Genomic DNA, 23,083 nt, shown 5'->3' with positions numbered 1-23,083 from the left:
TTGCGCCTACCATTAGCCGCATGCAGGATGTGCCGACCACCGACGCCCGGCTCGCCCTCGACCTCGCCCTGACCCTTCGGCACGACGGGCACGGCGGAGTCGCCGACGACCTGACCGACCTCGCCGGACTGACCGCCTGGGTCCGGGCGCACCCGCAGACCGCGCCGGACGCGGACGGCTTCGTCGCGGACGAGGAGACCCTCACCGCCGTACGCGAACTGCGCGCCGCCGTCCGCGCCCTGTTCGCCCGCGCCGTGCGCCCCGGCGAACCGAGCCCCGCCGACGCCGCCCGGCTCCTGCCCGCACCCGAGGCCCTGCGCCGCCTCAACACCGCGGCCGCCCGCACGCCCACCGTGCCCGTCCTGCACTGGGACGAGGGCGCCGAACCCGTCGTACGGCACCAGGCGGCGGGCGCGGGGGAACAGCTGGTGGCGGTGCTCGCGCGGGCCGCGATCGGCTTCCTCGCCGGACCCGACCGGCGGCGGCTGCGCGCCTGCCACGCGCCGCGCTGCGTGCGGTACTTCCTGAAGGAACACCCCCGCCAGGAGTGGTGCGAGCCGTCCTGCGGCAACCGCGCCCGGGTGGCCCGCCATCACGCGCGTCATCACAAGGGCGGATAGGGCCGCCCGCACGCCACGTACCCGGTCAGGCCACGTACCATGGGCATCATGTCGTTCCTCCGCCGCCGCAGCGCCACCCCCGCCGGGCCCGACTTCGACGTCCTGGCCATGGACCCGAGCGACTGGCCCGGGAATCTCAACGCCGGCCTGCTGCCCGCCCCCGACGGCAGCTGCCAGGGCCTGTACCTGCGCTACGACCTGTTCGGCGGCCGTGGCCCCGCGATGATCATCGGCAATCTGCCGGAGGGCTCCCCGGCCCGTGACATCGCCGAGGGCGAGGTCCCCTTCGAGGTCGGACAGCTGCTGCTGGCCCTGGAGAACGACGAGGAGGTGACGGTGACCAGCACCGAGGACGTACCGGTGATGCAGGGCGACAACCTGCTGATCGTGCGGCGCCTGAAGCTCTCCGAGAGCCGCATCTCCTGCGTGCAGTTCGACCGCAGCGACAACGTCCTGGTGACCATCGCCGCCTGGGACCGCCCCATCACCGACGACCTGTACGCCCTGCTGAAACCGCTCCCGGCGGAGCTGTTCCAGCAGGGCTGAGGCGGCTACGAGCCCGACGGCTGCACCCGCACGTCCGCGGCCCGTACGAACGCCACCCGGTGGCCGAACTGGATCTGGTAGTAGAGATCCTTCCCGGTCACCACCCGGTGCGCATCGGTGTTGAAGGTGACCGCGTAGTAGTACTGGCCCGGCTGTTGTGCGCCGATCACGTACTTCTGTCCCGCGAGCACCTTGTACGGCAGCGGTGACACCTCCTGGGCGGGCACTCCCGCCGGGTACGCGGAGGCCTCCGGGTAGGCGCGGCCGTACACCGGGACGCTCTTGAGCCCGTCCCTGGGCGTCACCACCCGGCCGCCGGCCTGTACCGCGGTCGGGTTCGCCCTGGGGTTCTTGAACCAGGCCTTCTGGCCCAGGTACCAGATGGCCGTCCAGTCGCCGTACCGGCCGGCGACCGCGTACTGCTGACCGGTGGAGACCCGTGAGGACAGGTCGTTCACGTCGGTCGTCGGGGCCTTGCCCAGTCCGATGTCCGTGATCAGGGCGGATTTCTCGCTGTGGTCCGAATACAGCCGCACCTCGCTGGAGCCGTGGTCCGCGCAGGGCTCGCCCTTGGTGACGCAGCCCGTGTACACCGGCCGGTTGGTGGCGTAGTCGGGGCGGATGGTCACCAGCCCGCCGTGCGCGCTCGCCGTCGGTACGAGGGGACGCCCGAGCAGCTCGAAGTAGTGGCGCCAGTCCCAGTACGGGCCGGGGTCGGTGTGCATCCCGGAGATGGTGGCCGTGGTCGGACCCGGCACGGTGTCGTGGCCGAGGATGTGCTGCCGGTCCAGCGGGATGTCGTACTTCTGCGACAGGTACCGCACCAGCCGCGCCGAGGTCCGGTACATCGCCTCCGTGTACCAGGCGTCCGGATTCGCCAGGAAGCCCTCGTGCTCCAGACCGATCGACTTGGCGTTGACGTACCAGTTGCCCGCGTGCCAGGCCACGTCCTTGGCCTTCACATGCTGGGCGATGTGACCGTCGGTGGAGCGCAACGAGTAGTGCCACGACACATAGGTCGGGTCCTGCACCAGGTTGAGCACGCCTTCCCAGGCGCCCTCGGTGTCGTGGATGACGATGTAGTCGATGCTCTGGGACGCCGGACGGTCACCGAGGTCGTGGTTGCCGTAGTCGTTGTCGCCGAACTGCTCGTACGGCGCCGGGATCCACTCGCAGGACACCGTCCTCGGGCACTCCGTGCCGTCGGCGCCGACAGCCCGCAGCCCCGTGCGCGTGAGCTGTGCGGAGTCGGGGGCGAGATCGGGCTGGGCGGCCAGGGCGATCCGCTGGCCGGCGTCGGTGGTGCGCTCCGCGCCGGAGCGCAGGACGTCGTACACATCGTCGGCGTAGGCGGCCGCCGTCGCGCTGTCGTCCGCGCCGGGGAAACGGGCCACCGCCCCGTACCAGGCGGCCGGATCCTTACTCAGCGGCTCGCCGAGGTCCTTCTGGGCGGCGGCCAGGAGCGCGGCGCCGCCGGCCACGTTGGCGACCGGATCGGTCCGCAGGCGTTCGGCGGGGATGCCGGTCAGGTCCGCCGCCTTCGACAACGTCTTCAGACGCGCGGGGAGTTCGGAGCTGTGCGGCACCTCGGCGGTGGGCAGCAGCGGCGGGCGGGCGCTGTCGCCGCGGGGGTCCTCCGTGCCCTCGGCGTGGTGCGGCGGGGCGTCGGCGAGCGCGGTGCGGGCGTCGGTGAGGTGCATCGGGCCGTAACCGCCGGTCACGCTCGGCGCACCGGCGTGCGCGTCCCAGCGGGACTGGAGGTAGGACACGCCCAGCAGGACGCTCTGCGGTACGTGGTACTCGGCGGCCGCGGAGGCGAACGCCAGCTGGAGGCGGCTCGCGGAGGCCCGGGCGTCGGACGGGGCGGCGTCGGACGGGGCCGCCCCGAGCAGCGGCAGGAAGAGGGCGGCCGAGGCCAGCGCGCCCGCGGTTCTTCGGATACGTCTGTCGCGTGTGAGCAAAGCAGCCTCCTGGGACGATCGGGCGAGGAGCCGTGCGGGGCCGGACGTGCGTCTGGGGTACCGGCTTGCCGACGATCCGTCAATCATGCCCAGGGGCAGGGGATTTCCCCCGTCATCGCGGGTTGGCGGGAGTTTCGTGGCGCAGGTGTCGGGACCTGCGGGGCGTCAGTGGCACAGACCGGCCGGGGACGGGGCGGGCATACGGAAGTCCGCGGTGCGCCGTTTCCCCGTGCGCACCGCGGACCTTCGTCCCCGTCAGCGAGTTCCGACCGCCGCGCGTACGGCCCGGCGGGCCAGCTGGCAGTCGTCGTGCAGCCGCCTCAGCAGCAGCCGCTGTTCCTCGCCGGACGGCGCAGCACCCGGGTGGGCCACTCCCGGTGCCGCCGGGGTCGTGTCGTGCATCGAACGCTGCACGGCCGTCTCGTAGGTGCGGATCTCCCGCGTCAGGACGAGCATCAGGTTCACCAGGAACGCGTCGCGCGAGGCCGGGCCCGCCGACTGGGCGATCTGGCTGATCTGGCGCCGGGCCACCGGCGCGTCACCGAGGACCGACCACAGCGTCGCCAGGTCGTAGCCCGGCAGGTACCAGCCCGCGTGCTCCCAGTCCACCAGCACTGGACCGGCCGGTGACAGGAGAATGTTCGACAACAACGCGTCGCCGTGGCAGAACTGGCCCATGCCGCTGCGGCCCGCGGAGGCGGCGATGCCGTGCAGCAGTTTCTGGAGATCGCCCAGATCCCGGTCGGTGAGCAGCCCCAGCTCGTGGTACCGGTTGATGCGGGTCGCGTAGTCCAGCGGGGCCTCGAAGGTGCCCGCCGGCGGCCGCCAGGCGTTCAGCCGGCAGATCGCGCCGAGCGCCGTCCTGATGTCCGCGCGGGGCGGGGCCTCCGCGGGATGCCGGTGCAGTGCCGCCACCCGTCCCGGCATCCGCTCGATCACGAGGGTGCAGTTGTCAGGGTCCGCCGCGATCAGTCTCGGCACCCGCACCGGAGGGCGGTGCCGGACGAACGAGCGGTATGCGGCTATCTCGTGACGGACCCGCTCGGCCCACACGGGCGAGTGGTCCAGTAAAACCTTGGCGACGGCGGTGCTGCGTCCTGTCGTGCCGACCAGGAGCACGGAGCGGCCGCTGCGGCGCAGCACCTGCACCGGGGCGAACTCCGGGCAGATCCGATGCACCGACGCGATCGCCGTGCGCAGCTGGGCGCCCTGAGGGCCGGACAAGTCGAGTCTCCCGCTGAGCGGTTGGGTGCCGAGCCCCGGCACGCGCCGTGTCCTGCCCGTGCCGAGCACGGGGGCCGCCGGGCGCACGGGGTCGAGATAGGGGCCGGTGCCCGCCGGGCGGGGATGCAGCGGCCGGGGCGGGGCGGACACGGAGGTAGATGCTGCGTACATGGGCGAGACAGATCCCTTCGTGTGCCTGCGACGTCAGTGCGCTACCCGGCCCGGCGCCCCGGGTGCACCCTGGGGAATGCACCCGCCGGTTGGAGAAGGCGACCGGGTCGGGGTGGCGCGTTCCTACCTGACACCCGATGCCCAGTGGCACACCATCTGGCGCACCCTGGCGAACCCTGGCGAATAGTCGCCCGGCAACTCTCCCAGGGCTACTGTCAACTCAGCCGAGAACCTGGGGGCTTACGTGAGCGGTCAACCCAACACCCGTCTGACGGACCTGTTCGGCCTGGCCGGCTGGTCCAAGGGCGAACTCGCGAGGCTGGTCAACCGGCAGGCGGCGGCCATGGGCCACCCTCAGCTGGCGACCGACACCTCCCGGGTGCGGCGGTGGATCGACATGGGAGAGATCCCACGCGATCCGGTGCCGCGGGTGCTGGCGGCCCTGTTCACCGAGCGTCTCGGCCGTGTCGTGACCATCGAGGACCTCGGTCTGGTCCGGCACGGGCGTACGGGGAAACGGCCACGCGACGGGAGTGCGGAACATCCCGACGGTGTGCCGTGGGCGCCCGAGCGGACTGCTGCGGTCCTCACCGAATTCACGGGAATGGACCTCATGCTCAACCGACGCGGCTTGGTGGGCGCGGGTGCCGCGCTCGCCGCGGGATCAGCCCTCAGCAGTGCCATGTACGACTGGCTGCACACCGATCCGACCCTGACCGCCGACGCTCCCCGGTTCGACGACCCCCTGCATGCCGACCCCGCTGGGTTCGACCGCTACGAGGCCGCCCCCATCGGGTCGCAGGAGATCGAGGAACTGGAACGCTCCGTCGAAGTGTTCCGGGCCTGGGACGCGGCCCGCGGCGGCGGGCTGCAACGCAAGGCGGTCGTGGGCCAACTCAACGAGGTGGGCGGCATGCTCGCCTACCGACACCCCGACCATCTCCAGCGGCGCCTGTGGGGCGTCGCCGCCAACCTCGCCGTCCTCGCGGGCTGGATGTCGCACGACGTCGGTCTCGAACCCACGGCCCAGAAGTACTTCGTCATCGCCGCCCATGCCGCCAGAGAGGGCGGCGACCGGCCCCGCGCCGGGGAGGCGCTCTCCCGAGCGGCTCGCCAGATGGTGCACCTTGGCCGGCCCGACGACGCGCTCGACCTGATGAACCTCGCCCAGTCCGGCTCCGGCGAACAGGTGCTGCCCCGCACCCGGGCGATGCTCCACACCATCGAGGCCTGGGCACAGGCCTCGATGGGCAAGGGCCAGGCCATGCGCCGCACCCTCGGAGTGGCGGAGGACCTCTTCGTCTCCGACAAGGGCGACGTGCCGCCGCCGAGCTGGATGCAGACCTTCAGGGAGGAGGACCTGTACGGCATGCAGGCCCTGGCCTACCGCACGCTGGCCGAGTTCGAGCCCGGCGCGGCCGCGCACGCCCAGCACTACGCGGAGAAGGCCCTGGCCCTGCGGGTCGACGGACGGCAGCGGTCGAAGATCTTCGACTTCCTGTCCATGGCGTCGGCCTGCTTCATCGCCGACGACCCCGAACAGGCCGACCGGTACGCACGCCTGGCGCTGATGTCGATGGGCTCCAACTCCTCCCACCGCACCTGGGACCGGCTGCGTCAGATGTACCGGCTCACCGCCGAGTACTCCGGCTATCCGAAGATCAGCGAACTGCGGGAGGAGATCAGGCTGGCCCTGCCGAGGACGAAGGGCAGCTCGGTCAGGACGTGACCCTGGCGACGAGCACGCAGCCGTCGTCCTCGCGCTCGGCCTCGCCGAACTCCTCCATGGCCACCCGTACGCAGTCCTGTGCGGTGCGCGCCTCGCCGAACCGCGGGGCCAGGTCGAGGAGCCGGTCCGCGGCCGCCGTACCGCTGTGCCCGGGCACCAGCCCGTCGGTGTGCAGCACGAGCAGATCACCCGGTTCGAGGGTCTCCTCGGCCTGCTCGTACACGGCACCGGAGGTCGCGCCGAGCAGGACGCCGGCCGGTGCGCGCAGTCGGCGCCCCGTCCCGTCGCGGAACAGCAGCGGGGCGGGGTGTCCGGCCTGCGCCCACACCAGGGTGCGGGTGTCGGGCCGGTAGCGGCAGCACACCGCGCTGCCGAGGGCCGGCTGCACGGTGGCGTCGAGCAGCTGGTTGAGCCAGGTCATCAGCCGGCCGGGCCGGGTGCCGGCCATCGCCATGCCGCGCACGGCGCCCAGCAGGGTCGCCATGCCCGAGGTCACCGCGACGCCGTGTCCGGTGAGGTCCCCGACGCTGAGCAGTGTCTCGCCGTCGGCGAGCTCCAGTGCGTCGTACCAGCCGCCGCCGATCAGGGCGCTCGTGGAGGACGGCAGATAGTGGGCGGCCAGATCGAGCGACTCGGGGCCCTGGTGCGCGAGTCGCAGGGAGCCGCGCCAGGGCGGCAGGACGGCCTCCTGCATCTCGACCGCGAGCCGGTGCTCGGTCCGGGCCCGGTCCTGGTGGCGTTGTAACGAGTCGCGGGTCTCGCTCACCGCCCGCTGGCTGCGGCGCAGTTCGCTGACGTCCCGCAGGACCGCCCACATCGACGCGGTGCTGCCGTCGCTGTCGAGGACGGGCTCGCCCATCATGTGCACCGTCCGTACCTCGCCGTCCGGGCGCACGACGCGGAACTCGCCGTCGATGGGCTTGGCGTCGACGAGACAGCCGGTGACCATCGACGTGAGCCTCGGCCGGTCCTCGTCGAGCACCACGGAGGGCAGCTCGTCGAGGGTCAGCGGCGGTGCTGCGGGGTCACGGCCCAGGATCTGGTAGAGCTCGCCGGACCAACTCGCCTCATCCGTCAGCAGGTTCCACTCGGCGCTGCCCACCCGGCTGAGGAGCGAGCCGCGCCGGGGAGCGGGCGGCACGGCTCGGACGACGGGCGTCGCCTCGGTGGACGCGGGATCGGGCAGCGGGCCGTCCCGCAGCTGCGCCAGGTGCCCGTCCAGGTCGTCGAGGTGGTGGAGCGCCAGGTCGCACAGCGCGCGCTGCCACCGGTCCTGCGGGTCCGTACCGTCGCTCGGGGTGTCCCGCCGCACCGCGTCCACGTCGCCCTTGAGCCGCCGCGCCTGCGATATCAGCGCGTCGACCGAGTCGCCTTGGGGCGGCTGGGCGGCTGGGCGGTCCGCAGAGAGATGGGACGGCATGACGCACTCCGATGCGGGACGGTTCGACCTGGGCGGACGGAAGGACCGTTACGACTGTTGCACAGCCCGCGACGGCCTGTAAGGGATTCGGCGACACCCGATACGGTGGTGCCTCTGGCATATGCCACAGTCTTCACTGAGCGGTCGCGCCACGCATGTGGTGTACGCCCTCCGGCCGGGCAAGTCGTAGACGGAGTACGTGACATGACGGGTCGTCGGGGTGGCCGACCCGACGTTCAGGAGTGTGTTCGACGGGCGTGTGTTCTAGGGAGTGTGGCACAGGGGGTTCGGGCCGTGCCAGAGTGCGCGGTCCGGCCCGGCGGGGAGAGGTGGTGTGACTCAGGTCACGGAAAAACAGTCCGGGTCCACGTAATCCGAACGGCTCTTCGGGGCTCGTAAAGAGACACCGGCACAACCGGCCGCCTCTCACCCGTTGTGGAGACCGCTCATGGACATCGCCCTGGAGCAGCCCGTCCGCGCCCGACTGATCACCGCGGAGCGCCAGGAGGTGCCCGTTGCCGCCAGGTTCCGTTACGTCCGTGCGGACCCGCTGGCCGTGCACCTCGACTTCCCGCCCGAGGCCGCCCTGGACGGCGAGGAGGCCACCTGGACCTTCGGTCGTGCCCTGCTGGCGGAGGGGCTGGACGCTCCGGCCGGCAGCGGTGACGTGCGGCTGTGGCCGTGCGACCGGTCCGCGACGGTACTGGAGCTGCACTCCCCGTACGGCCTGGCCCTGCTCCGGTTCGACACGTTCGCGTTGCGCCGTTTCCTGCTGCGCACGTACGCGGTGGTGGGTGCCGGCAAGGAGGATGTCGGCGCGGACGTGGAGCGCGGGCTGAGCACTCTGTTCGGCACCGTCTGACCGGCGTGTGCCGCACCCGTCGTCTCAGTACCGCAGGATGCCCGCGATCCCGTCGGCGTCGCCGAGGGCGCCGTCCGGCACGAACCGGACCTCCGCTCCGGTCTCCAGGCACTGCTCGACGATCTCGTCCACGATGTCCTCGCGGGCGTCGAGGTCGCCGCTCGCGGCCGGGGCGAGGTGGTCGCCGCCGGTGTCGCGCACCGTCACCCGGTAGTTCTCCTCGACCGCGAGCAGGCGCACACGGCCCTCGCGGGCGTTCTGCCAGACCTCGTCGACGCCGGCCGCGAAGGCCCGGCGTCCACGGGCCGTTTCGAGTTCACGGGCCACCGAGTCCGTGTTCCTGCGCGCCTCGGCGGCGACCAGGGGGCGGACCGCCTGCCACACGGCCTCGGGGGTGCCGTGCGCCAGACCTCCGTGCGACACGTGGAGGGCCTCCTTGGTGACACCGCCGACCTCGTCCAGGAGGGACAAGGCGGCCGTCTCGCCGGTGACGTACAGCGGGCGCGCGTCGGCGCGCAGGATCCTGCCCATCGCGGTGTCCGCGTCGCGCAGGAAGTGGCGGGTGCCCTCGTCCCGGAAGGTGCTGGGCAGGTCGCCGATCCGCTCCTGGCGCTCGGCGTCGAAGTTGTCGCGGCTGCGGGTCATGGGGAAGCCGCCGGCGCGGTGCTCGGTGACCCGGTCGACGCCTCCGCTCCACAGGGCGACGCGGTCGGCGGAGACCGACAGCACCCAGAAGGGGCGTTCGGCGGCCTGCGCGGAGACCAGATTGCGGGTGAGGAAGGTGTCCGAGAGCACCACGCGCTCGGGTACGGGCCGGGCCAGCGACCACACCTGGTGCTCACCTGGAGCGGCGAAGATCACCAGACCGTCCTCGGCGTGGGCCAGGTCGATCTCGGTGAGGGCCGCGTCGAGCTGCCGGGCGACGTCGGCGCGCCGCTCCCGGGGAACCGCCGGATCGGCCTCCAGCTGCCGTTTGGCCTCGGCCACCACATTGCGCAGCCGGACCCGGTCCTGGGTGCTCTCGGGTTCCCGGCGGTGCGTGGGCGTCAGCACGGACACCGCGGGATAGGGCCGCGGACGGCGCAGTTCGGAGAGGGTCGCGGGGCTGAGTGCGTGCTCCATATCAGCACCATAGGACCGATTCGGGGATCGGGCATTAGGGGCAACCGGTGCGGACATCCGGGATATTCGGTCGGTGGCGGTGACCCATCGCGTACCTGACACGACACCGCGCGCCCGCCGGGTGCCGCGGCCTCATCCCGGGGGCTGCTCGGCTCCGGCCGGCCGCTCGACCACGGCGAGTGATCCCTGGGCCACGGCGCACAGGGCCTCGGTGCCGTCGCCGTCGACGGTGGTGAGGTCGCAGCGGCAGACGATGCGGGTACGGCCGGCCCGGACGACCCGGGCGCGGGCGCGCAGGACCTCACCCCGGGCGGGCCGCAGGAAGTCGATGGTGAGGCCGGCCGCCAGCACCCCGGGGCCGGCGACGGAGCCCGCGGCGAAGGAGAGCGCGTTGTCCGCCGCGTAGCCGAGGACGCCGCCGTGCAGGGTGCCGTGCTGCTGGAGCAGTTCCTCCCGGATGTCCAGTTCGAGCGTCGCCTCGCCCCCGCCGAACGCCGTCAGGCGGGCGCCGAGCAGGGCGCTGAAGGGCTGCGCCGCCAGGGTCTTGCGGGCCAGCGCGAAGTCCAGTGTCCGCATCGTCCAGCACCTCACTTCAGTAGTGAAGTGAGAGTGGCGCGGGGTGGTGCCGTCTGTCAACATCGGCCCATGTCCGACTCCGACGACCAGCGTCTGTACTTCCTGCTCCAGCGGGCGGCGCACCGGCTGCGCACCACGGCCGACCGCCGGATGCTGGCCGCCGCCGGGATCACCACGGCACAGCTCGGTGCGCTGTTCGCGGTGCGGGACGAACCGGGCCTCACTCAGCAGCGGTTGGCCCGCGCGCTCGGGCTGCGCGAGTCCGCCGTCACCGGCCTGGTGGGGCGGCTCACGGGGGCCGGTCTGCTTGCCAGGCGGGCCCATCCCCAAGAACACCGGGCCGTGGTGCTGGAGTTGACCGACCCCGGGGAGGCCGCGCTGCGTGCCGCCCAGCCGGAGATCGACCGCTTCAACGCCGAACTGCGTGAGCTGCTCGGCGACGACGGATTCACCGGCGCGGCGCGGTTCCTGCGGCGGCTTGCCCACTGGGAGTCCTGACGGGGGCGCAAGTCTTGGGCAAGTCTTTGTCCTTGGCTGATTCCTGACCGGATTCGCCCGGCGGGGAGCGGGTCCGCGTATATCGCACTCGCAAAGCCCGGCCGAAAGTGCGGGGGTGGCGGGCCTCCTCGTGTTACATCCGTGTTGACCCGCATCCGGGACGTGGCACACGCTCGTCACATAGGTGCTAGATACAACTGGTTTGCCGGAGGGTGTACCCACCTGCACAAAGCCGCAGGTGGGCGAGGTCCCTCGGGTGGGCCGGACGCGGGAGGTACATGTATGTGTGGCATCACCGGCTGGGTCTCCTACGACCGTGACCTGCGCGCCGAGGGCGCGACATTGGATGCGATGACCGAGACGATGGCCTGCCGCGGCCCGGACGACCGCGGAGTGTGGGCCGAAGGGCCGGCCGCGCTCGGACACCGCAGGCTCGCGATCATCGACCTGCCCGGGGGCAGGCAGCCCATGACCGCCTCCACCCCGCACGGCACGGTCGCGCTCGTGTACTCGGGGGAGACCTACAACTTCACCGAGCTGCGCCGTGAACTCGCCGGGCGCGGCCACCACTTCGGCACCGACTCCGACACCGAGGTCGTCCTGCGCGGCTACCTCGAATGGGGCGACGCCGTGGCCGAGCGGCTCAACGGCATGTACGCCTTCGCCGTCTGGGACGGCCGCGCCGACAAGCTCGTCATGATCCGCGACCGCATGGGCATCAAGCCCTTCTACTACCGCCCGACCCCCGACGGCGTCCTGTTCGGCTCCGAGCCCAAGGCGATCCTCGCCAACCCCCTGGCCCCCGCCCGGGTACGCCTCGACGGTCTGCGCGAGCTGTTCACGATGGTCAAGACGCCCGGCCACGCCGTTTGGGACGGCATGCGCGAGGTCGAGCCCGGCACCGTCGTCACCGTCGACCGCTCGGGTCTGCGCCGCCGCGTCTACTGGGAGCTGGAGACCCGGCCCCACACCGACGACCGCGCCACCACCATCGCCACCGTCCGTGAACTGCTCGACGACATCGTGCGCCGCCAGCTCGTCGCCGACGTGCCCCGCTGCACCCTGCTCTCCGGCGGCCTCGACTCCTCCGCGATGACGGCACTGGCCGCCCGGCAGCTCGCCGAGCACGGGGAGAAGGTCCGCAGCTTCGCCGTCGACTTCGTCGGCCAGAGCGACCACTTCGTCGCCGACGACCTGCGCGGCACCCCCGACACCCCCTTCGTCCACGACGTGGCCCGCGCCTCCGACACCGAGCACCAGGACATCGTGCTCGACGCCCAGGCCCTCGCCGATCCCGAGATCCGCGCGAAGGTGATCCGCGCCCGCGACCTGCCGATGGGCCTCGGTGACATGGACGCCTCGCTGTACCTGCTGTTCCGGGCCATCCGCGACCAGTCCACGGTCGCCCTGTCCGGCGAATCCGCCGACGAGGTCTTCGGCGGCTACCTCCAGTTCTTCGACGAGGAGGCCCGAAACGCCGACACCTTCCCCTGGCTGGTGCAGTTCGGCCGGCACTTCGGCGAGGACACCGAGGTCCTGCGCCCGGAGCTGATGAAGAAGCTGGATCTCGGGTCCTACGTCGCCGACGGCTACCGCACCGCCGTCGCCGGCATCCGCCGCCTCGACGGCGAGAGCGACTTCGAGTACCGGATGCGCCGGATCTGCCACCTGCACCTGACCCGCTTCGTGCGCATCCTGCTCGACCGCAAGGACCGGGCCAGCATGGCCGTCGGCCTGGAGGTCCGCGTGCCGTTCTGCGACCACCGGCTCGTCGAGTACGTGTACAACACGCCCTGGGCCATGAAGTCCTTCGACGGCCGGGAGAAGAGCCTGCTCCGGGAGGCGACCGCGGATCTGATCCCCCGGTCCGTCTACGACAGGGTCAAGAGCCCCTACCCGTCCACCCAGGACCCCAAGTACGCGGTCGCCCTCCAGGACCACGCCAAGGACCTCCTCGCCCGGCCCGACCACCCCGTCTTCGACCTCGTCGACCGGGAACGACTCCGGCAGGCCGCCCACCGCGACACCCCCGTGAGCACCCAGGCGGCACGGCGCGGCCTGGAGCGCACCCTCGACCTGGCCCTGTGGCTCGACCTCTACGAGCCCGAGGTGCTGCTGGAGGACTGAGAGGCTGTCCGGCTCCGAGCCGTCTCCGCCAGGACCGCGCGGGCCCGCCGTACCGCCTCGTCCCGGTAGTGGGCCAGGGCGCGCTGCACGGCGAGCGAACCCGCCGGAACGTGGGACGCCAGGACGCATTCCCCGTCCGCGACCGCGGTGGCCTTCTCCAGCTTGTCGAATTCCGGGGAAGGCCCCGCCGTCCGGAATCTCACGCCCCCAGCCGACCCCCGCCGCGAGGTCATCGACGCGGACCAGACCCTCGCCCGCCACCAGGTCGGCCCAGGCGGCGACCACCTGCGGCGTGGGCGCCGGACCCGCGGCCGACCAGGCACCGAGGGTCTCGTCCAGCGCCGCGAACCGCTCCGGCCGGCCGGAGACCAGCACCCGCCGCGCGGACACGGCGGCACGCTCCCCGGCGACCGGCGACCGGCGTCACGCGCACCTCGCCCTTGAACAGCAGCAGCACCGTCACGCACCCGTCGGGCAACTCCAGCCCACGGCGCGGCCCGAGGCCGCTCGGCCGCAGCCCCCGGTAGCCGGCCACCCCGCGCGGGCGGTGCGGACCCGCACCGCCGTCGACCACGTCGCAGACAACCCTCCGGCGCATGCGCGCCCCCTCCCCAAGGCCCCCCAGGCCGACGACACCCTAGGAACCCGGCGGGAGCGGCGCAGCCGCCACTTCGCGCCACCGGCCCCCTTCGGCCATACGTCAGTCGCGGTCCTCCTCGGGCCCGCAGGAGCTGCCGTCGGGCGGGAGCGAGCCGTACAGCAGGAACGCGTCGACCTTGCGGTGCACGCACCTGGAGGAGGCGTAACCGGTGTGTCCCTCGCTCCGGTTGTCGAGCACCACGGCCGCGTCACCGAGCCGCTCGGCCGTCTCCACGGTCCAGCGGTACGGGGTCGCCGGATCGCCGCGCGTGCCCACCAGGAGCATCTTCGCGGTGCGCACGTCACGCACCTTCTCGCGGATGAAGTCGGTGCCCCTGGGGCGGCCGTAGCACATCAGGTACTCGGTGAGCCGGTAGCGGCCGAACACCGGGGAGGCGTCCTCGTACGTGGCGTGCAGCCGGCCGAGGTCCCGGGCGATCCGGTCGGCGCCGGGACGGTCGGGATCGTCGGCGCAGTTGATCGCCATCAGGGCCGCCGGAAGGTTGTCGACCGGCACCTCGTCCTGGTCGACGAGACCACCGTCCGTCCCGGTGGCCGCACGGAACCCGGGCACACCACCGCCCGGCGCGGATATGCCGCCGGTGAATCCGAGCAGCGCCCGGGTGTCCCCGTCCTCGACCAGCGAGGCGAGCGCCCGCTCCAGCGCGGGCCACAACTCCTTGCTGTACAGGGCCTGGCTGATGGCCCCCACGAGATCCTGCCCGGTGAACTCCTCCCCGAAGTCCGTCGCCACCGGGTCCGAGTCGAGTGACTCGACGAGCCGTACGACGTCCTCCCGGGCCGAGCGGGCGTCCGTACCGAAGGGGCAGCCGATGTCCTTCACGCACCAGGTGACGAAGTCCTCCAGCGCCCTCTGCTGTCCCGCGGCGCCCGCCACGCCCTGCTCGGACAGCGGCTCGGTGAGGGTGTCCACGCCGTCGAGCACCAGGCGGCCGACCCTCTTGGGGAACTGGGCCGCGTACACCGCGCCCAGGCGCGTTCCGTAGGAGAAACCGAGGTAGTTGAGCTTCTTGTCGCCGAGGGCCTGGCGCATCACGTCCAGGTCGCGCGAGGCGTTCACCGTGCCGATGTGGGGCAGGACGGGTCCGGAGTGCTTCGCGCACGTGTCGGCCGCCTGCCGCACCTGGCGGAGCACAGCGTGCGGATCGGTGCGCAGGTCGGCGTCCTCGTCCAGTTCCGTCGAGGCGTCCCCGCAGCTCACCGGTGAGGATCTGCCGACCCCGCGCGGGTCGAAGCCCACCACGTCGTAGCCCTCGGTCAATCCCATGAACTCATCGCCTCCGGCGGCGAGTTCGGCGACACCCGCGCCGCCGGGGCCGCCGAAGTTCAGCAGCAGCGAACCGCGCGGCTTCCCCGTCGCCCGGTAGCGGGCCAGCGCCAGATCCAGGGTGCCCGCGTGCGGCTTCGTGTAGTCGAGGGGGACGGTGACCTTGCCGCACTGGAGATCCTCGGGCATCTCCACGCCCTCGCACCGCGCCCAGGCCACCTTCTGGCCGTAGAAGCGGGACAGATCCGGCTCGGAGCCGTTCGCCGGCAGTGCCGGAAGTCCCGCGGCGGCCAGGGTCAGCCCCGTCGCCGCGATCATCGCGCGGCGCCGTGCCATGGACCGCGTCGACAGCTTGGCCAGCATCCGATGCCTCCAAGGGCGCCCGTCGCGGACCGTGAGGCGGCGCCCCCGATCACGATAGGCGGCCTGCCGAGGGCCCGCCTCCGGACGGGCGGGATCACTGTGGACCCCCTACCCTGCGCCCTGTTCGGCGCCCGGACGACGGTCCTTTGCCGCCCGTTCGACAAGCGTGACGCTCGATGGGGTGAAAGGCAGATAAGCCATAACTCGGATGGTTCGCCCGCGTTTTATCCGGTGCGGGCGAGTGCCCGTGACCATGTCTGGAAGGCAGGGACCTCATGAGACGGGTTACCCGAAATGGTGTGATCGCCGTCGCCGTCGCCTCCGGCGCGATGGCGTTGAGCGCGCCCGTGTACGCGGACTCCGCGGCCGGCGGGACCGCGGCCGGATCGCCCGGGCTGATCTCCGGGAACACCGTGCAGCTCCCGGTGCACGTCCCGGTGAACGTGTGCGGCAACACCGTGAACGTGGTGGGGGTCCTCAACCCCGCCGCGGGCAACAGCTGCGCCAACGTCGGCGAGGGCACCGCCGGCGGCGAGACGGCCCCCGGCGGAACGACCGCGGGCGGTGGTGCGAGCGCCGTCGGTGACGGCACGGACTCCCCGGGCGTGTTCTCCGGCAACGGTGTGCGCCTGCCGGTCCAGCTGCCGGTGAACGTCAGCGGCAACAGCGCGAGCGTGGTCGGTGTCGGCAACGCGGCCGTCGGCAACGAGTCCGTGAACACCCCGGGGGACCGCCCGGACGGGCCCGACGGACCGGACCGCCCCGAGCGGCCCGTACGGCCGACGCCGGAACCGGCCCCGCCGCAGCCCCACCCCGGCCCCCGGCATGTCCCGCACCACACACCGGGCGCCCTGGCCCACACCGGAACCGACCAGGCCCTGCCCGTCGCCCTGGGCAGCGCGGCGCTCATCCTCGGCGGCGCCGTCATGTACCGGCGCTTCCGGCCACGGACGGTGCGCTGACCGCACCCCCGGACACGGCACGGAAGGCCCCACCGGACGGGCAGCCGGCAGGGCCTCCGCCGTACCCGGCCCACGCGCGTACCGCCCACGCCAGGACCGGCCACGCCAGGCACGGCCCACCCCCGGCGACGTACCCTGGAAGAGCAGCGAAGCGCACGACGGCGTAGGTTCGATCATGAACAGCCTGATTGAGGACTACGCCCTTCTCAGCGACCTGGAAACCGCCGCGATGCTCGGCCGGGACGGGTCCGTCGACTGGCTGTGCCTGCCCCGCTTCGACTCTCCCGCGTGTCTGGCGGCCCTGGTGGGCACGGCGGACAACGGCTTCTGGCGCGTGGCCCCGCTCGGCGCCACCGGTGTGTGCACACGACGCTCCTACCGCCGCGACACCCTCGTCCTGGACACCGAGTGGGAGACCGCCGCGGGAACCGTGCGGGTCACCGACCTCATGCCGCCCAGGTCCCGGCACCCCTGCCTGGTCAGGGTGGTCGAGGTGATCTCCGGAGCCGTGACCGTGCGCAGCGATCTGCGCCTGCGCTTCCACCAGGGCCGGATCATCCCCTGGACACGCCGCTCCGAGCGGTGCAGCGTCGCCGTCGCCGGCCCGGACGCCGTATGGCTCGGCACCGACGGCCCGGTCACGGACCGTGGCACGGACGGCGCCACGGTCTGCGACTTCACCCTCACCGCGGGCCGGCGGCTGACCCTGACCCTGGTCTGGGCCCCGTCGCACCGCACCGGCCCGCCCGCACCGCTCGGGGTGCCCGCCGAGACCGCGCTGAAGGAGACCGGCGACTTCTGGCGGCACTGGACCGCCCAGTGCCGCTACCAGGGACCCTGGCGCGAGGCCGTGGTGCGCTCCCTGATCACGCTCAAGGCGCTCACCTACGCCCCCACCGGCGGCATCGTGGCCGCACCGACCACCTCACTGCCCCAGCGCATCGGCGGAGAGCGCAACTGGGACCACCGGTACTGCTGGCTGCGCGACTCCACCCTCACCCTGTCCTGCCTCCTGCGCAGCGGCTACCACGAGGAGGCCACCGCCTGGCTGGGCTGGCTGGTGCGCGCCGTCGCCGGCGACCCCGCCCACCTCCAGGCCGTCTACGGCGTGGCCGGACAGCGACTGCTGCCCGAGACGGAGGCGCCCTGGCTGCCCGGCTACGAGGGCTCGCGCCCGGTGCGTTTCGGCAACGCGGCGATGAGCCAGAGCCAGCTCGACGTGCACGGCGAGGTGCTGGACACCCTGTGCCTGTCGCTGCGCGCGGGCATCGAGGTGCCCCCGCACGTGTGGAGCCTCGCCAAGTCCCTGATGGGCCACCTCCAGGCGCACTGGCGGGAGCCCGACCAGGGGCTGTGGCAAGTACGCGGTCCCGCCCGGCAGTTCGTGCACTCGAAGGTCATGGCCTGGGTGGCCGCCGACCGCGCCCTGCACCTCGGCGCCCTCCTCGGCGCGGAGGTCCCGGGCTCCTGGAGCACCATGCGCGACCAGGTGCGCGGCCAGGTGTGCCGGTACGGCTGGGACGCCGGAGCACGGTCCTTCGTCCAGGCCTACGGCTCCTCCCGGCTCGACGCCTCGGCCCTGCTGCTGCCCGGCCTCGGCTTCCTGCCGGCCCGCGACCCCCGGGTGCGGGACACCGTGCGCGCGATGGGCGCCCTGGCCCACGGCGGATTCCTGCACCGCACGTCCGACGGCTCGTCGTCCGGCCGCGAGGGCGCGTCGGTGGCGTGCTCCCTGTGGTATGCCGAGGCGTTGGCGGCCGTGGGCGAACCCGGCCGCGCCCGGGACGCCTTCGAGCGGGTGCTGTCGATCCGCAACGACGTCGGCCTGCTGGCCGAGCAGTGGGACCCCGACCACCACCGCCAACTCGGCAACGCTCCCCAGGCGTTCAGCCACCTCGCGCTGGTCGAGACGGCCTTCGCCCTGCGGGACGCGTCGCCACCCCGGTGAGCAGCACCATCCCCGAGTCGCCGTAGTCCGGCAGGGTGGGGTCGGCGTCGATACGGGTCACCGTCAGCTCGCGGGTCAGGGGCGCGAACACCTCCCTGACCGTGTCCGGATCGACCGGGCAGCCCGGCCAGCGCGAGGCGGGCCCGATCCGATAGGTCGGCATGTTCTCCATGAAGGCCGCCACCAGCAGCCCGCCCGGCACCACACAGCGCACGAACGACCGGCAGAAGGCCGCGAACTCGGCGAAGTCCTCGGTCGCGCCCTCCGCGACGAAGTGCATGGACGCCAGGTCGTACCCGCGCGGTGCGAGCTCCCGTACATCGGCGTGCACCACGTCCACCCGCGCCAGCGATCCCGCCAGGGTCGCGGGCAGAGCCGGGTTCAGCCGCCGGCACAGCGCGTGGAAGGGCAGCCAGCTGGCCTCGGGCCCGCACACGATCTGCCGTTCCAGATAGGCGACATTGCTGCGGCCCGCCTCCACGGCGTCGATGTGACGGCTCGCCGCGGACGCCAGAATCAGCGGATACAGGTTCGGTCCGGCCCCGAACTCCACCGAGCGGCCGACACTGCCCGGCGCGAGCCGGCGGTAGAACGCCGAATGGTGGGCGATGACCGCGGCGTCCGAGGGATGCACCTCCCGGTAGTTCTCCGCGAGATAGTCGGCGACCGGCCAACGGTCCCAGTCCACGTCGTCGTTGTGGGTGGTCATCGCCGCTCACCCCCTGGGCCGCAGCGGGAACCGCGCCGCCAGCCGGGTCAGTGTGCCGGTCAGCCGCTCGATCTCCTCGTCGGAGTTCAGCGCCGTGATCTGGACCCGGAAGCCGACCCGGTCACGCGGTACGAGCGGATAGGGGGCCAGCGTCACATAGATGCCCTCCTCCCACAGGAACGCGGCGACCGCGTCGAGGTCGTCCGGGTTCTTCAGCGGGATCTCCACGATGGGCAGCCGGTCGATGTTGAGGGTGTCCACGTCCAGGTCTTCCAGATGGTCCAGCACCCTGACCGTCTTGCGGTACAGACCGGCGCGCAGGGCGTCGCCCCGCCGCTCGTTGACGTCCAGTCCCGCCAGCGCGGTGGCCAGCGAGGCGGTCGGGGAGGGACCCGAGTACAGGTAGGGCGCCGCGGCCGTCTTCAGCCGGTTCTTCAGCTCGGTGGGCAGCGCCAGGAACGCCAGCAGCGACGAGTAGGCCTTGGAGAAACCGGCGGCGAGCACGATCCCGTCGTACGTCTGCCCGGTGTGCCGCAGCGCCCCGTTGCCGCGCGAGCCGTACGGGCACAGTTCGTCCGGGCCGCGCTCCCCGAGCACGCCGAAGCCGTGCGCGTCGTCCACGTACAGCGTCGCTTCGTACTCCCGGCACACCGCGGCCAGCGCGGGCAGGTCGGGGATGTTGCCGCTCATGCTGTCCACGCCGTCCAGGCAGACCAGGCGGGGCGCTGCCGCGGGCGCCGAGGCCAGCAACGCGGCCAGTTCCTCGGGCCGTTCGGCGTGGAAGCGGCGCAGGGTGGCGCCCTGGCCGCGGGCGACGACGCAGCCGTCGTACACCGTGCGATGCGCCCGGGCCTCGACGAAGACATGACCGCCCGCGGCCAGGACCGGGATGACCGAGGAGTGGATGAGTGTCAGGGTCGGCAGCAGCAGGGTGTCCGGCGCGCCCAGCAGGGCGGCGAGCCGCTCCTCGATCTCGGGGTACAACTGCGGACTGCCCAGCAGCCGTGACCAGCTCGGGTGGGTGCCCCAGCGGCGTACGGCGGGCTCGATGCGGGCGGCGATCTCCGGATCCCAGTCGAAACCGAGGTAGTTGCAGGACGCGAAGTCGATCAGCCAGTGGCCGCGGCTGCGGATGCGCCGTCCCCGCACCTCGTCGAGCACCGCGTCGCTCATCGGACTGGTGCGCCGCAGATGCTCCAGGTCGGCCCAGCGGTCCGCACGGCGGGCCGCGGGCCGCGGGCCGTCGACCGGGCGCGCTGCCGGGCCCCGCCGGCCGTGGCCGCTCCCGTCGCTCAGCACGTGCCCGCTCTGCTCGACCGTCATGGGCCGCGCGAACAGATACCCCTGCCCGAACCGGCAGCCCATGCCCGCCAGCAGATCCCGCTGCGCCGGCTCCTCGATCCCCTCGGCGATCACCTGCAACCCCAGGGTGTCGGCGATGCGCACGATGCCCTCGACCAGCACCACCTGCCGCGGGTCGTGCGTGATGTCGTCGATGAAGGACTTGTCGATCTTCAGTACGTCGATGGGGAAGTCCCGCAGATAGCGCAGCGAGGAGAACCCCGTGCCGAAGTCGTCGACCGCGATGTGCACCCCCAGGTCCTTGAGGGCACGCAGCACCTCCTCGATCCCCTCGTCGTGCCGCAGCAGCACCGTCTCCGTCAGCTCCAGCTGGAGCGAACCGGGAGCCAGCCCCGGAGTCCGCAGCGCCTGGCCGACCTGGTCCACGAACCCGATGTCCCGGAACTGGCGGGCGGAGACGTTCACACTGACGTACGGCGGCCCGGCCGCCGCGGGCAGCCGTTGCAGCTCCGCGATGTCGTGGACCGCGTGGTGCAGCACCCACGACCCCAGCGGCGCGATGTGCCCGGTCTCCTCGGCCAGCGAGATGAACCGCTCCGGCGGCACGGCCGGCAGGGGGGCACGAGGCCAGCGCACCAGCGCCTCGAACCCGACGACCTCGCCGGCGGTGATGTCCACCACGGGCTGATAGCGCAGCGTGAACTCCTGCCCGGCGACCGCCCGCGCGAGCCGGGTCTGGAGATCGTGCCGCTCCACCACCCGCTCGTGCAGCAGCGGCCTGAACCGCCGCCACTGCCGCTTGCCGGCCGCCTTCGCCGCGTACAGCGCGAGGTCGGCATGGCTCAGCAGTTCCTCGGCGTTCGCGCTGTCGCGCGCGGTGGCCACCCCCACGCTGGCGGTCACGGTCACCGACTCCGCACTGAGGTCGAACGGCTTGGTCAGCGTCTGGATCACCTGCGCCGCCAGCAGTTCGGCGTCCAGCGGCTCGCGCGCGTCCTCCATCAGGACGGCGAACTCGTCGCCGCCCAGCCGGGCCGCGGTGTCGGTGCGCCGCAGCGCCCCGGACAGGCGACGGCCGACGGCCGTCAGCAGATGGTCGCCCGCCGAGTGCCCCAGCGTGTCGTTGACCAGCTTGAAGTCGTCCAGGTCGATGAAGAGCAGACACGTCAGCGACGACTCGCGCCGGCCGCGCAGCAGGGCACGTTCGATCCGCTCCAGCAGCAGTGTCCGGTTGGGCAGCCCGGTCAGCGAGTCGTGGAAGGCCCGCTGGGTCAGTTCGTGCTCCAGCCGCCGCTGCTCGGTCACGTCCCGCAGGGTGATCACCAGCCCGCCCACGGTGGGCTCCTCGCGGAAGTCGCTGCACCGCACGTCCACCTCCGCCCGGCCGTCGCGGCGCCGCACCCACCAGTGGTCGTGCGTCGCCCGCGGTCCCTTGTCCCGTACGGCGGTCAGCTCACGGGCGGCCCGCTGCCGGTCCCGGGGATCCACCAGGTCCGGCAGCGGTACGCCGACCAGATCGGAGGTGCCGAACACGGTGGCCGCGGACGGGCTCGCGTACCGGATGGTGTCGTCGTCCTCCAGGATCAGGATGACGTCCGAGGCGTTGCGCACGAGGGTGCCGAAATACGCCTCGCTCTCCCGGCGCACGACCTTCTGGCGCAGCGCGATGCGGTCCAGCGCGAGTCCCGCGTGCGAGGCGAGGATCTCCAGCGAGCCGCGGGTCTCCGAGAGCGTCCCGGCCGGTCCGGCGACCAGCAGGACGCCCGGCACCTCCGTGGCGGGATGGTCCTGCCGGGTCATGGGGCACACCAGGACCGACGGCGAACCGTCCATTCCCGCCACCTCGGCCGTGAGATCGGGGCCCAGGGCGTCGGAGGCCAGGAGCCGGGAGCGGTCCGGGGCCAGGCCCGCCGCCCGCTCGGCCGACAGCAGCACCGTGCGGTGCGGTGCGCCGGGCCCCAGCAGCGTGTCCACGGCCGCCTCGCACGAGCCCGCCACCTCCTCCCGCCGCAGGGCCGACACCAGCGAGGCCGCCGCCTCGCGCAGCGCCAGCTCCCGCGCGACCGCCCGGCGGTGGGCCACCACCATGCCCGTCAGCCGCAGGATGACCAGCAGGAACAGCCCGGCCGAGAAGGCGGCGATCACGGCGGCGTCGTGTGCGGTGTGGGTCAGCCCCTCGTACAGCAGGATCGCCGGTGCGATGAGAGTGGCCGCGGCCAGCACGACCAGCCGGCGCGGCGGCGGCAGCAGGGAGCCCCGCACCGGCACGGCGGCCGTCAGCTCCACCATCGAGGGGTGCAGCGCGGCCAGGCCCCAGGCCGTGTAGAAGACGATCCACCCGGCGTCCAGCAGCGTGCCCGTCTGCCACATCTCGTTGAGCTGGAAGATGCCGTAGGCGATGTCGAAGCCGAGCAGCGTCACGGTGCCGAGCACCAGCAGCCGCACGGACCGGTTCTGTCCGTCGAGCGGTCTCGGCGTCAGCAGGCGGGCCAGCAGGGCGAGCACGAGTACGTCACCGAGCGGGTAGGCGATGCTGATGGCCCGCTGCTGCCAGGTCAGCCCCTGCACCTCGGTGAGCGGATGCACCAGGTACACCCACACCGGCAGGGCCAGACCGGCGGTGACGATCAGCGCGTCGAGCAGACTGGGCAGGTCGTGGGCCGCCCAGCGGTACCGGACCAGGCCGTAGAGCCCGGCGGCGAACAGCGGATAGGTGGCCAGGTAGCTGGCGTCCGCGGGGGAGGGGAACGGGTTGGAGGCGTGGAAGTACTCCTCCATCACGTTGTAGTACGTGTCGCCCGCGATGAACGTGAGCAGCCCGGCCGCCAGAAGCCACCAGGGCAGGCGATGGGCGGGCCGGTGCAGCTGAACGCCCGTCAGGACGGCGGCCACGCCCGCGAGTCCGATGACCGCCCACAGCGGGGTGCGCGTGGCGGGCACCGTCATGTAGAGACTCGTGGCGGCCGTGACCAGCGCGATGTGAGCGGCCATGAGCCGTTGTGCGGGCGCCAAGGGC

17 protein-coding genes are annotated in these 23,083 nt (G+C 72.5%); 8 read left to right on the top strand and 9 right to left on the bottom strand.

Annotated features, from left to right (window positions below):
• Positions 1–20 precede the first annotated feature (20 nt).
• Both SLINC_RS03105 and SLINC_RS03100 read left to right on the top strand, forming a co-directional pair.
• Complete coding sequence (locus tag SLINC_RS03105; RefSeq protein WP_079164376.1) at positions 21–620, top strand: CGNR zinc finger domain-containing protein; 600 nt, start codon at positions 21–23, stop codon at positions 618–620.
• A gap of 48 nt (positions 621–668) precedes the next feature.
• Positions 669–1,166, top strand: a complete 498-nt coding sequence (locus SLINC_RS03100) for a glycosyltransferase family protein (protein ID WP_067444875.1) — start codon at positions 669–671, stop codon at positions 1,164–1,166.
• A gap of 5 nt (positions 1,167–1,171) precedes the next feature.
• On the opposite strand, the gene SLINC_RS03095 is transcribed toward SLINC_RS03100, so the two are convergent.
• The gene (locus SLINC_RS03095) at positions 1,172–3,214 is read right to left on the bottom strand and encodes a peptidoglycan recognition protein family protein (protein WP_079164375.1); all 2,043 of its coding nucleotides are present in this window, start codon (positions 3,212–3,214) and stop codon (positions 1,172–1,174) included.
• A gap of 168 nt (positions 3,215–3,382) precedes the next feature.
• Positions 3,383–4,522, bottom strand: a complete 1,140-nt coding sequence (locus SLINC_RS03090; protein ID WP_067426358.1) for an aminoglycoside phosphotransferase family protein — start codon at positions 4,520–4,522, stop codon at positions 3,383–3,385.
• Positions 4,523–4,766: 244 nt separating this feature from the next.
• Between SLINC_RS03090 and SLINC_RS03085 the strand changes: the two genes are divergently transcribed.
• Positions 4,767–6,251: a DNA-binding protein NsdB gene (locus SLINC_RS03085; protein ID WP_067426356.1), complete on the top strand. Its 1,485-nt coding sequence runs from the start codon at positions 4,767–4,769 to the stop codon at positions 6,249–6,251.
• Here the strand turns inward: SLINC_RS03085 and SLINC_RS03080 are convergent.
• Positions 6,241–7,671, bottom strand: coding sequence for a PP2C family protein-serine/threonine phosphatase (locus tag SLINC_RS03080; RefSeq protein ID WP_067426354.1), 1,431 nt, complete (start codon positions 7,669–7,671; stop codon positions 6,241–6,243). The genes SLINC_RS03085 and SLINC_RS03080 overlap by 11 nt on opposite strands.
• Positions 7,672–8,119: 448 nt before the next feature.
• On the opposite strand from SLINC_RS03080, the gene SLINC_RS03075 reads away from it, so the two are divergent.
• On the top strand, positions 8,120–8,533 hold the full coding sequence (locus tag SLINC_RS03075) for an SsgA family sporulation/cell division regulator (protein ID WP_067426352.1): 414 nt from the start codon (positions 8,120–8,122) through the stop codon (positions 8,531–8,533).
• A gap of 24 nt (positions 8,534–8,557) precedes the next feature.
• Here the strand turns inward: SLINC_RS03075 and SLINC_RS03070 are convergent, their stop codons facing one another.
• Positions 8,558–9,655, bottom strand: coding sequence for a baeRF3 domain-containing protein (locus SLINC_RS03070; RefSeq protein ID WP_067426350.1), 1,098 nt, complete (start codon positions 9,653–9,655; stop codon positions 8,558–8,560).
• A gap of 132 nt (positions 9,656–9,787) precedes the next feature.
• A complete protein-coding gene (locus SLINC_RS03065; protein ID WP_067426349.1) occupies positions 9,788–10,231 on the bottom strand; it encodes a PaaI family thioesterase in 444 nt (147 codons plus the stop codon).
• 69 nt (positions 10,232–10,300) lie between these two features.
• Between SLINC_RS03065 and SLINC_RS03060 the strand changes: the two genes are divergently transcribed.
• Positions 10,301–10,729, top strand: a complete 429-nt coding sequence (locus SLINC_RS03060) for a MarR family winged helix-turn-helix transcriptional regulator (protein WP_067426347.1) — start codon at positions 10,301–10,303, stop codon at positions 10,727–10,729.
• 282 nt (positions 10,730–11,011) lie between these two features.
• Positions 11,012–12,856: an asparagine synthase (glutamine-hydrolyzing) gene (gene asnB, locus SLINC_RS03055; RefSeq protein WP_067426346.1), complete on the top strand. Its 1,845-nt coding sequence runs from the start codon at positions 11,012–11,014 to the stop codon at positions 12,854–12,856.
• Here asnB and SLINC_RS03050 read toward each other — a convergent pair.
• Both SLINC_RS03050 and SLINC_RS03045 read right to left on the bottom strand, forming a co-directional pair.
• On the bottom strand, positions 12,826–13,059 hold the full coding sequence (locus SLINC_RS03050; RefSeq protein ID WP_067426344.1) for a hypothetical protein: 234 nt from the start codon (positions 13,057–13,059) through the stop codon (positions 12,826–12,828). The two genes, asnB and SLINC_RS03050, sit on opposite strands and share 31 nt — an antisense overlap.
• A 497-nt stretch (positions 13,060–13,556) precedes the next feature.
• A complete protein-coding gene (locus SLINC_RS03045; protein WP_067426341.1) occupies positions 13,557–15,146 on the bottom strand; it encodes an alpha/beta hydrolase in 1,590 nt (529 codons plus the stop codon).
• 299 nt (positions 15,147–15,445) lie between these two features.
• On the opposite strand from SLINC_RS03045, the gene SLINC_RS50180 reads away from it, so the two are divergent.
• Entirely contained in the window at positions 15,446–16,108 is a 663-nt protein-coding gene (locus SLINC_RS50180) for a chaplin (protein WP_067426339.1), read from the top strand.
• Between the two features lie 175 nt (positions 16,109–16,283).
• Complete coding sequence (locus SLINC_RS03035; protein WP_067426338.1) at positions 16,284–18,056, top strand: glycoside hydrolase family 15 protein; 1,773 nt, start codon at positions 16,284–16,286, stop codon at positions 18,054–18,056.
• Here SLINC_RS03035 and SLINC_RS03030 read toward each other — a convergent pair.
• Both SLINC_RS03030 and SLINC_RS03025 read right to left on the bottom strand, forming a co-directional pair.
• A complete protein-coding gene (locus SLINC_RS03030; protein WP_067426337.1) occupies positions 17,995–18,765 on the bottom strand; it encodes a class I SAM-dependent methyltransferase in 771 nt (256 codons plus the stop codon). The genes SLINC_RS03035 and SLINC_RS03030 overlap by 62 nt on opposite strands.
• A 6-nt stretch (positions 18,766–18,771) precedes the next feature.
• A complete protein-coding gene (locus tag SLINC_RS03025; RefSeq protein ID WP_067426334.1) occupies positions 18,772–23,058 on the bottom strand; it encodes an aminotransferase class I/II-fold pyridoxal phosphate-dependent enzyme in 4,287 nt (1,428 codons plus the stop codon).
• Positions 23,059–23,083: the final 25 nt, after the last annotated feature.

This window comes from Streptomyces lincolnensis, from assembly GCF_001685355.1.
In the GTDB taxonomy this organism is placed as follows: domain Bacteria; phylum Actinomycetota; class Actinomycetes; order Streptomycetales; family Streptomycetaceae; genus Streptomyces; species Streptomyces lincolnensis.
Note: the sequence above shows the minus strand (reverse complement) of the source record. Positions and strands in the feature narration are given on the sequence as shown.

Bases quoted from the DNA above. Each gene is read 5' to 3' on its own strand.
- SLINC_RS03090 (WP_067426358.1), bottom strand. From the start codon at position 4,522: ATGTACGCAGCATCTACCTCCGTGTCCGCCCCGCCCCGGCCGCTGCAT.
- SLINC_RS03075 (WP_067426352.1), top strand. From the start codon at position 8,120: ATGGACATCGCCCTGGAGCAGCCCGTCCGCGCCCGACTGATCACCGCG.
- asnB (WP_067426346.1), top strand. From the start codon at position 11,012: ATGTGTGGCATCACCGGCTGGGTCTCCTACGACCGTGACCTGCGCGCC.
- SLINC_RS03030 (WP_067426337.1), bottom strand. From the start codon at position 18,765: ATGACCACCCACAACGACGACGTGGACTGGGACCGTTGGCCGGTCGCC.
- SLINC_RS03080 (WP_067426354.1), bottom strand. From the start codon at position 7,671: ATGCCGTCCCATCTCTCTGCGGACCGCCCAGCCGCCCAGCCGCCCCAA.
- SLINC_RS03105 (WP_079164376.1), top strand. From the start codon at position 21: ATGCAGGATGTGCCGACCACCGACGCCCGGCTCGCCCTCGACCTCGCC.
- SLINC_RS03060 (WP_067426347.1), top strand. From the start codon at position 10,301: ATGTCCGACTCCGACGACCAGCGTCTGTACTTCCTGCTCCAGCGGGCG.
- SLINC_RS03095 (WP_079164375.1), bottom strand. From the start codon at position 3,214: ATGATTGACGGATCGTCGGCAAGCCGGTACCCCAGACGCACGTCCGGC.
- SLINC_RS03035 (WP_067426338.1), top strand. From the start codon at position 16,284: ATGAACAGCCTGATTGAGGACTACGCCCTTCTCAGCGACCTGGAAACC.
- SLINC_RS03065 (WP_067426349.1), bottom strand. From the start codon at position 10,231: ATGCGGACACTGGACTTCGCGCTGGCCCGCAAGACCCTGGCGGCGCAG.
- SLINC_RS03070 (WP_067426350.1), bottom strand. From the start codon at position 9,655: ATGGAGCACGCACTCAGCCCCGCGACCCTCTCCGAACTGCGCCGTCCG.
- SLINC_RS03025 (WP_067426334.1), bottom strand. From the start codon at position 23,058: ATGGCCGCTCACATCGCGCTGGTCACGGCCGCCACGAGTCTCTACATG.
- SLINC_RS03045 (WP_067426341.1), bottom strand. From the start codon at position 15,146: ATGCTGGCCAAGCTGTCGACGCGGTCCATGGCACGGCGCCGCGCGATG.
- SLINC_RS03100 (WP_067444875.1), top strand. From the start codon at position 669: ATGTCGTTCCTCCGCCGCCGCAGCGCCACCCCCGCCGGGCCCGACTTC.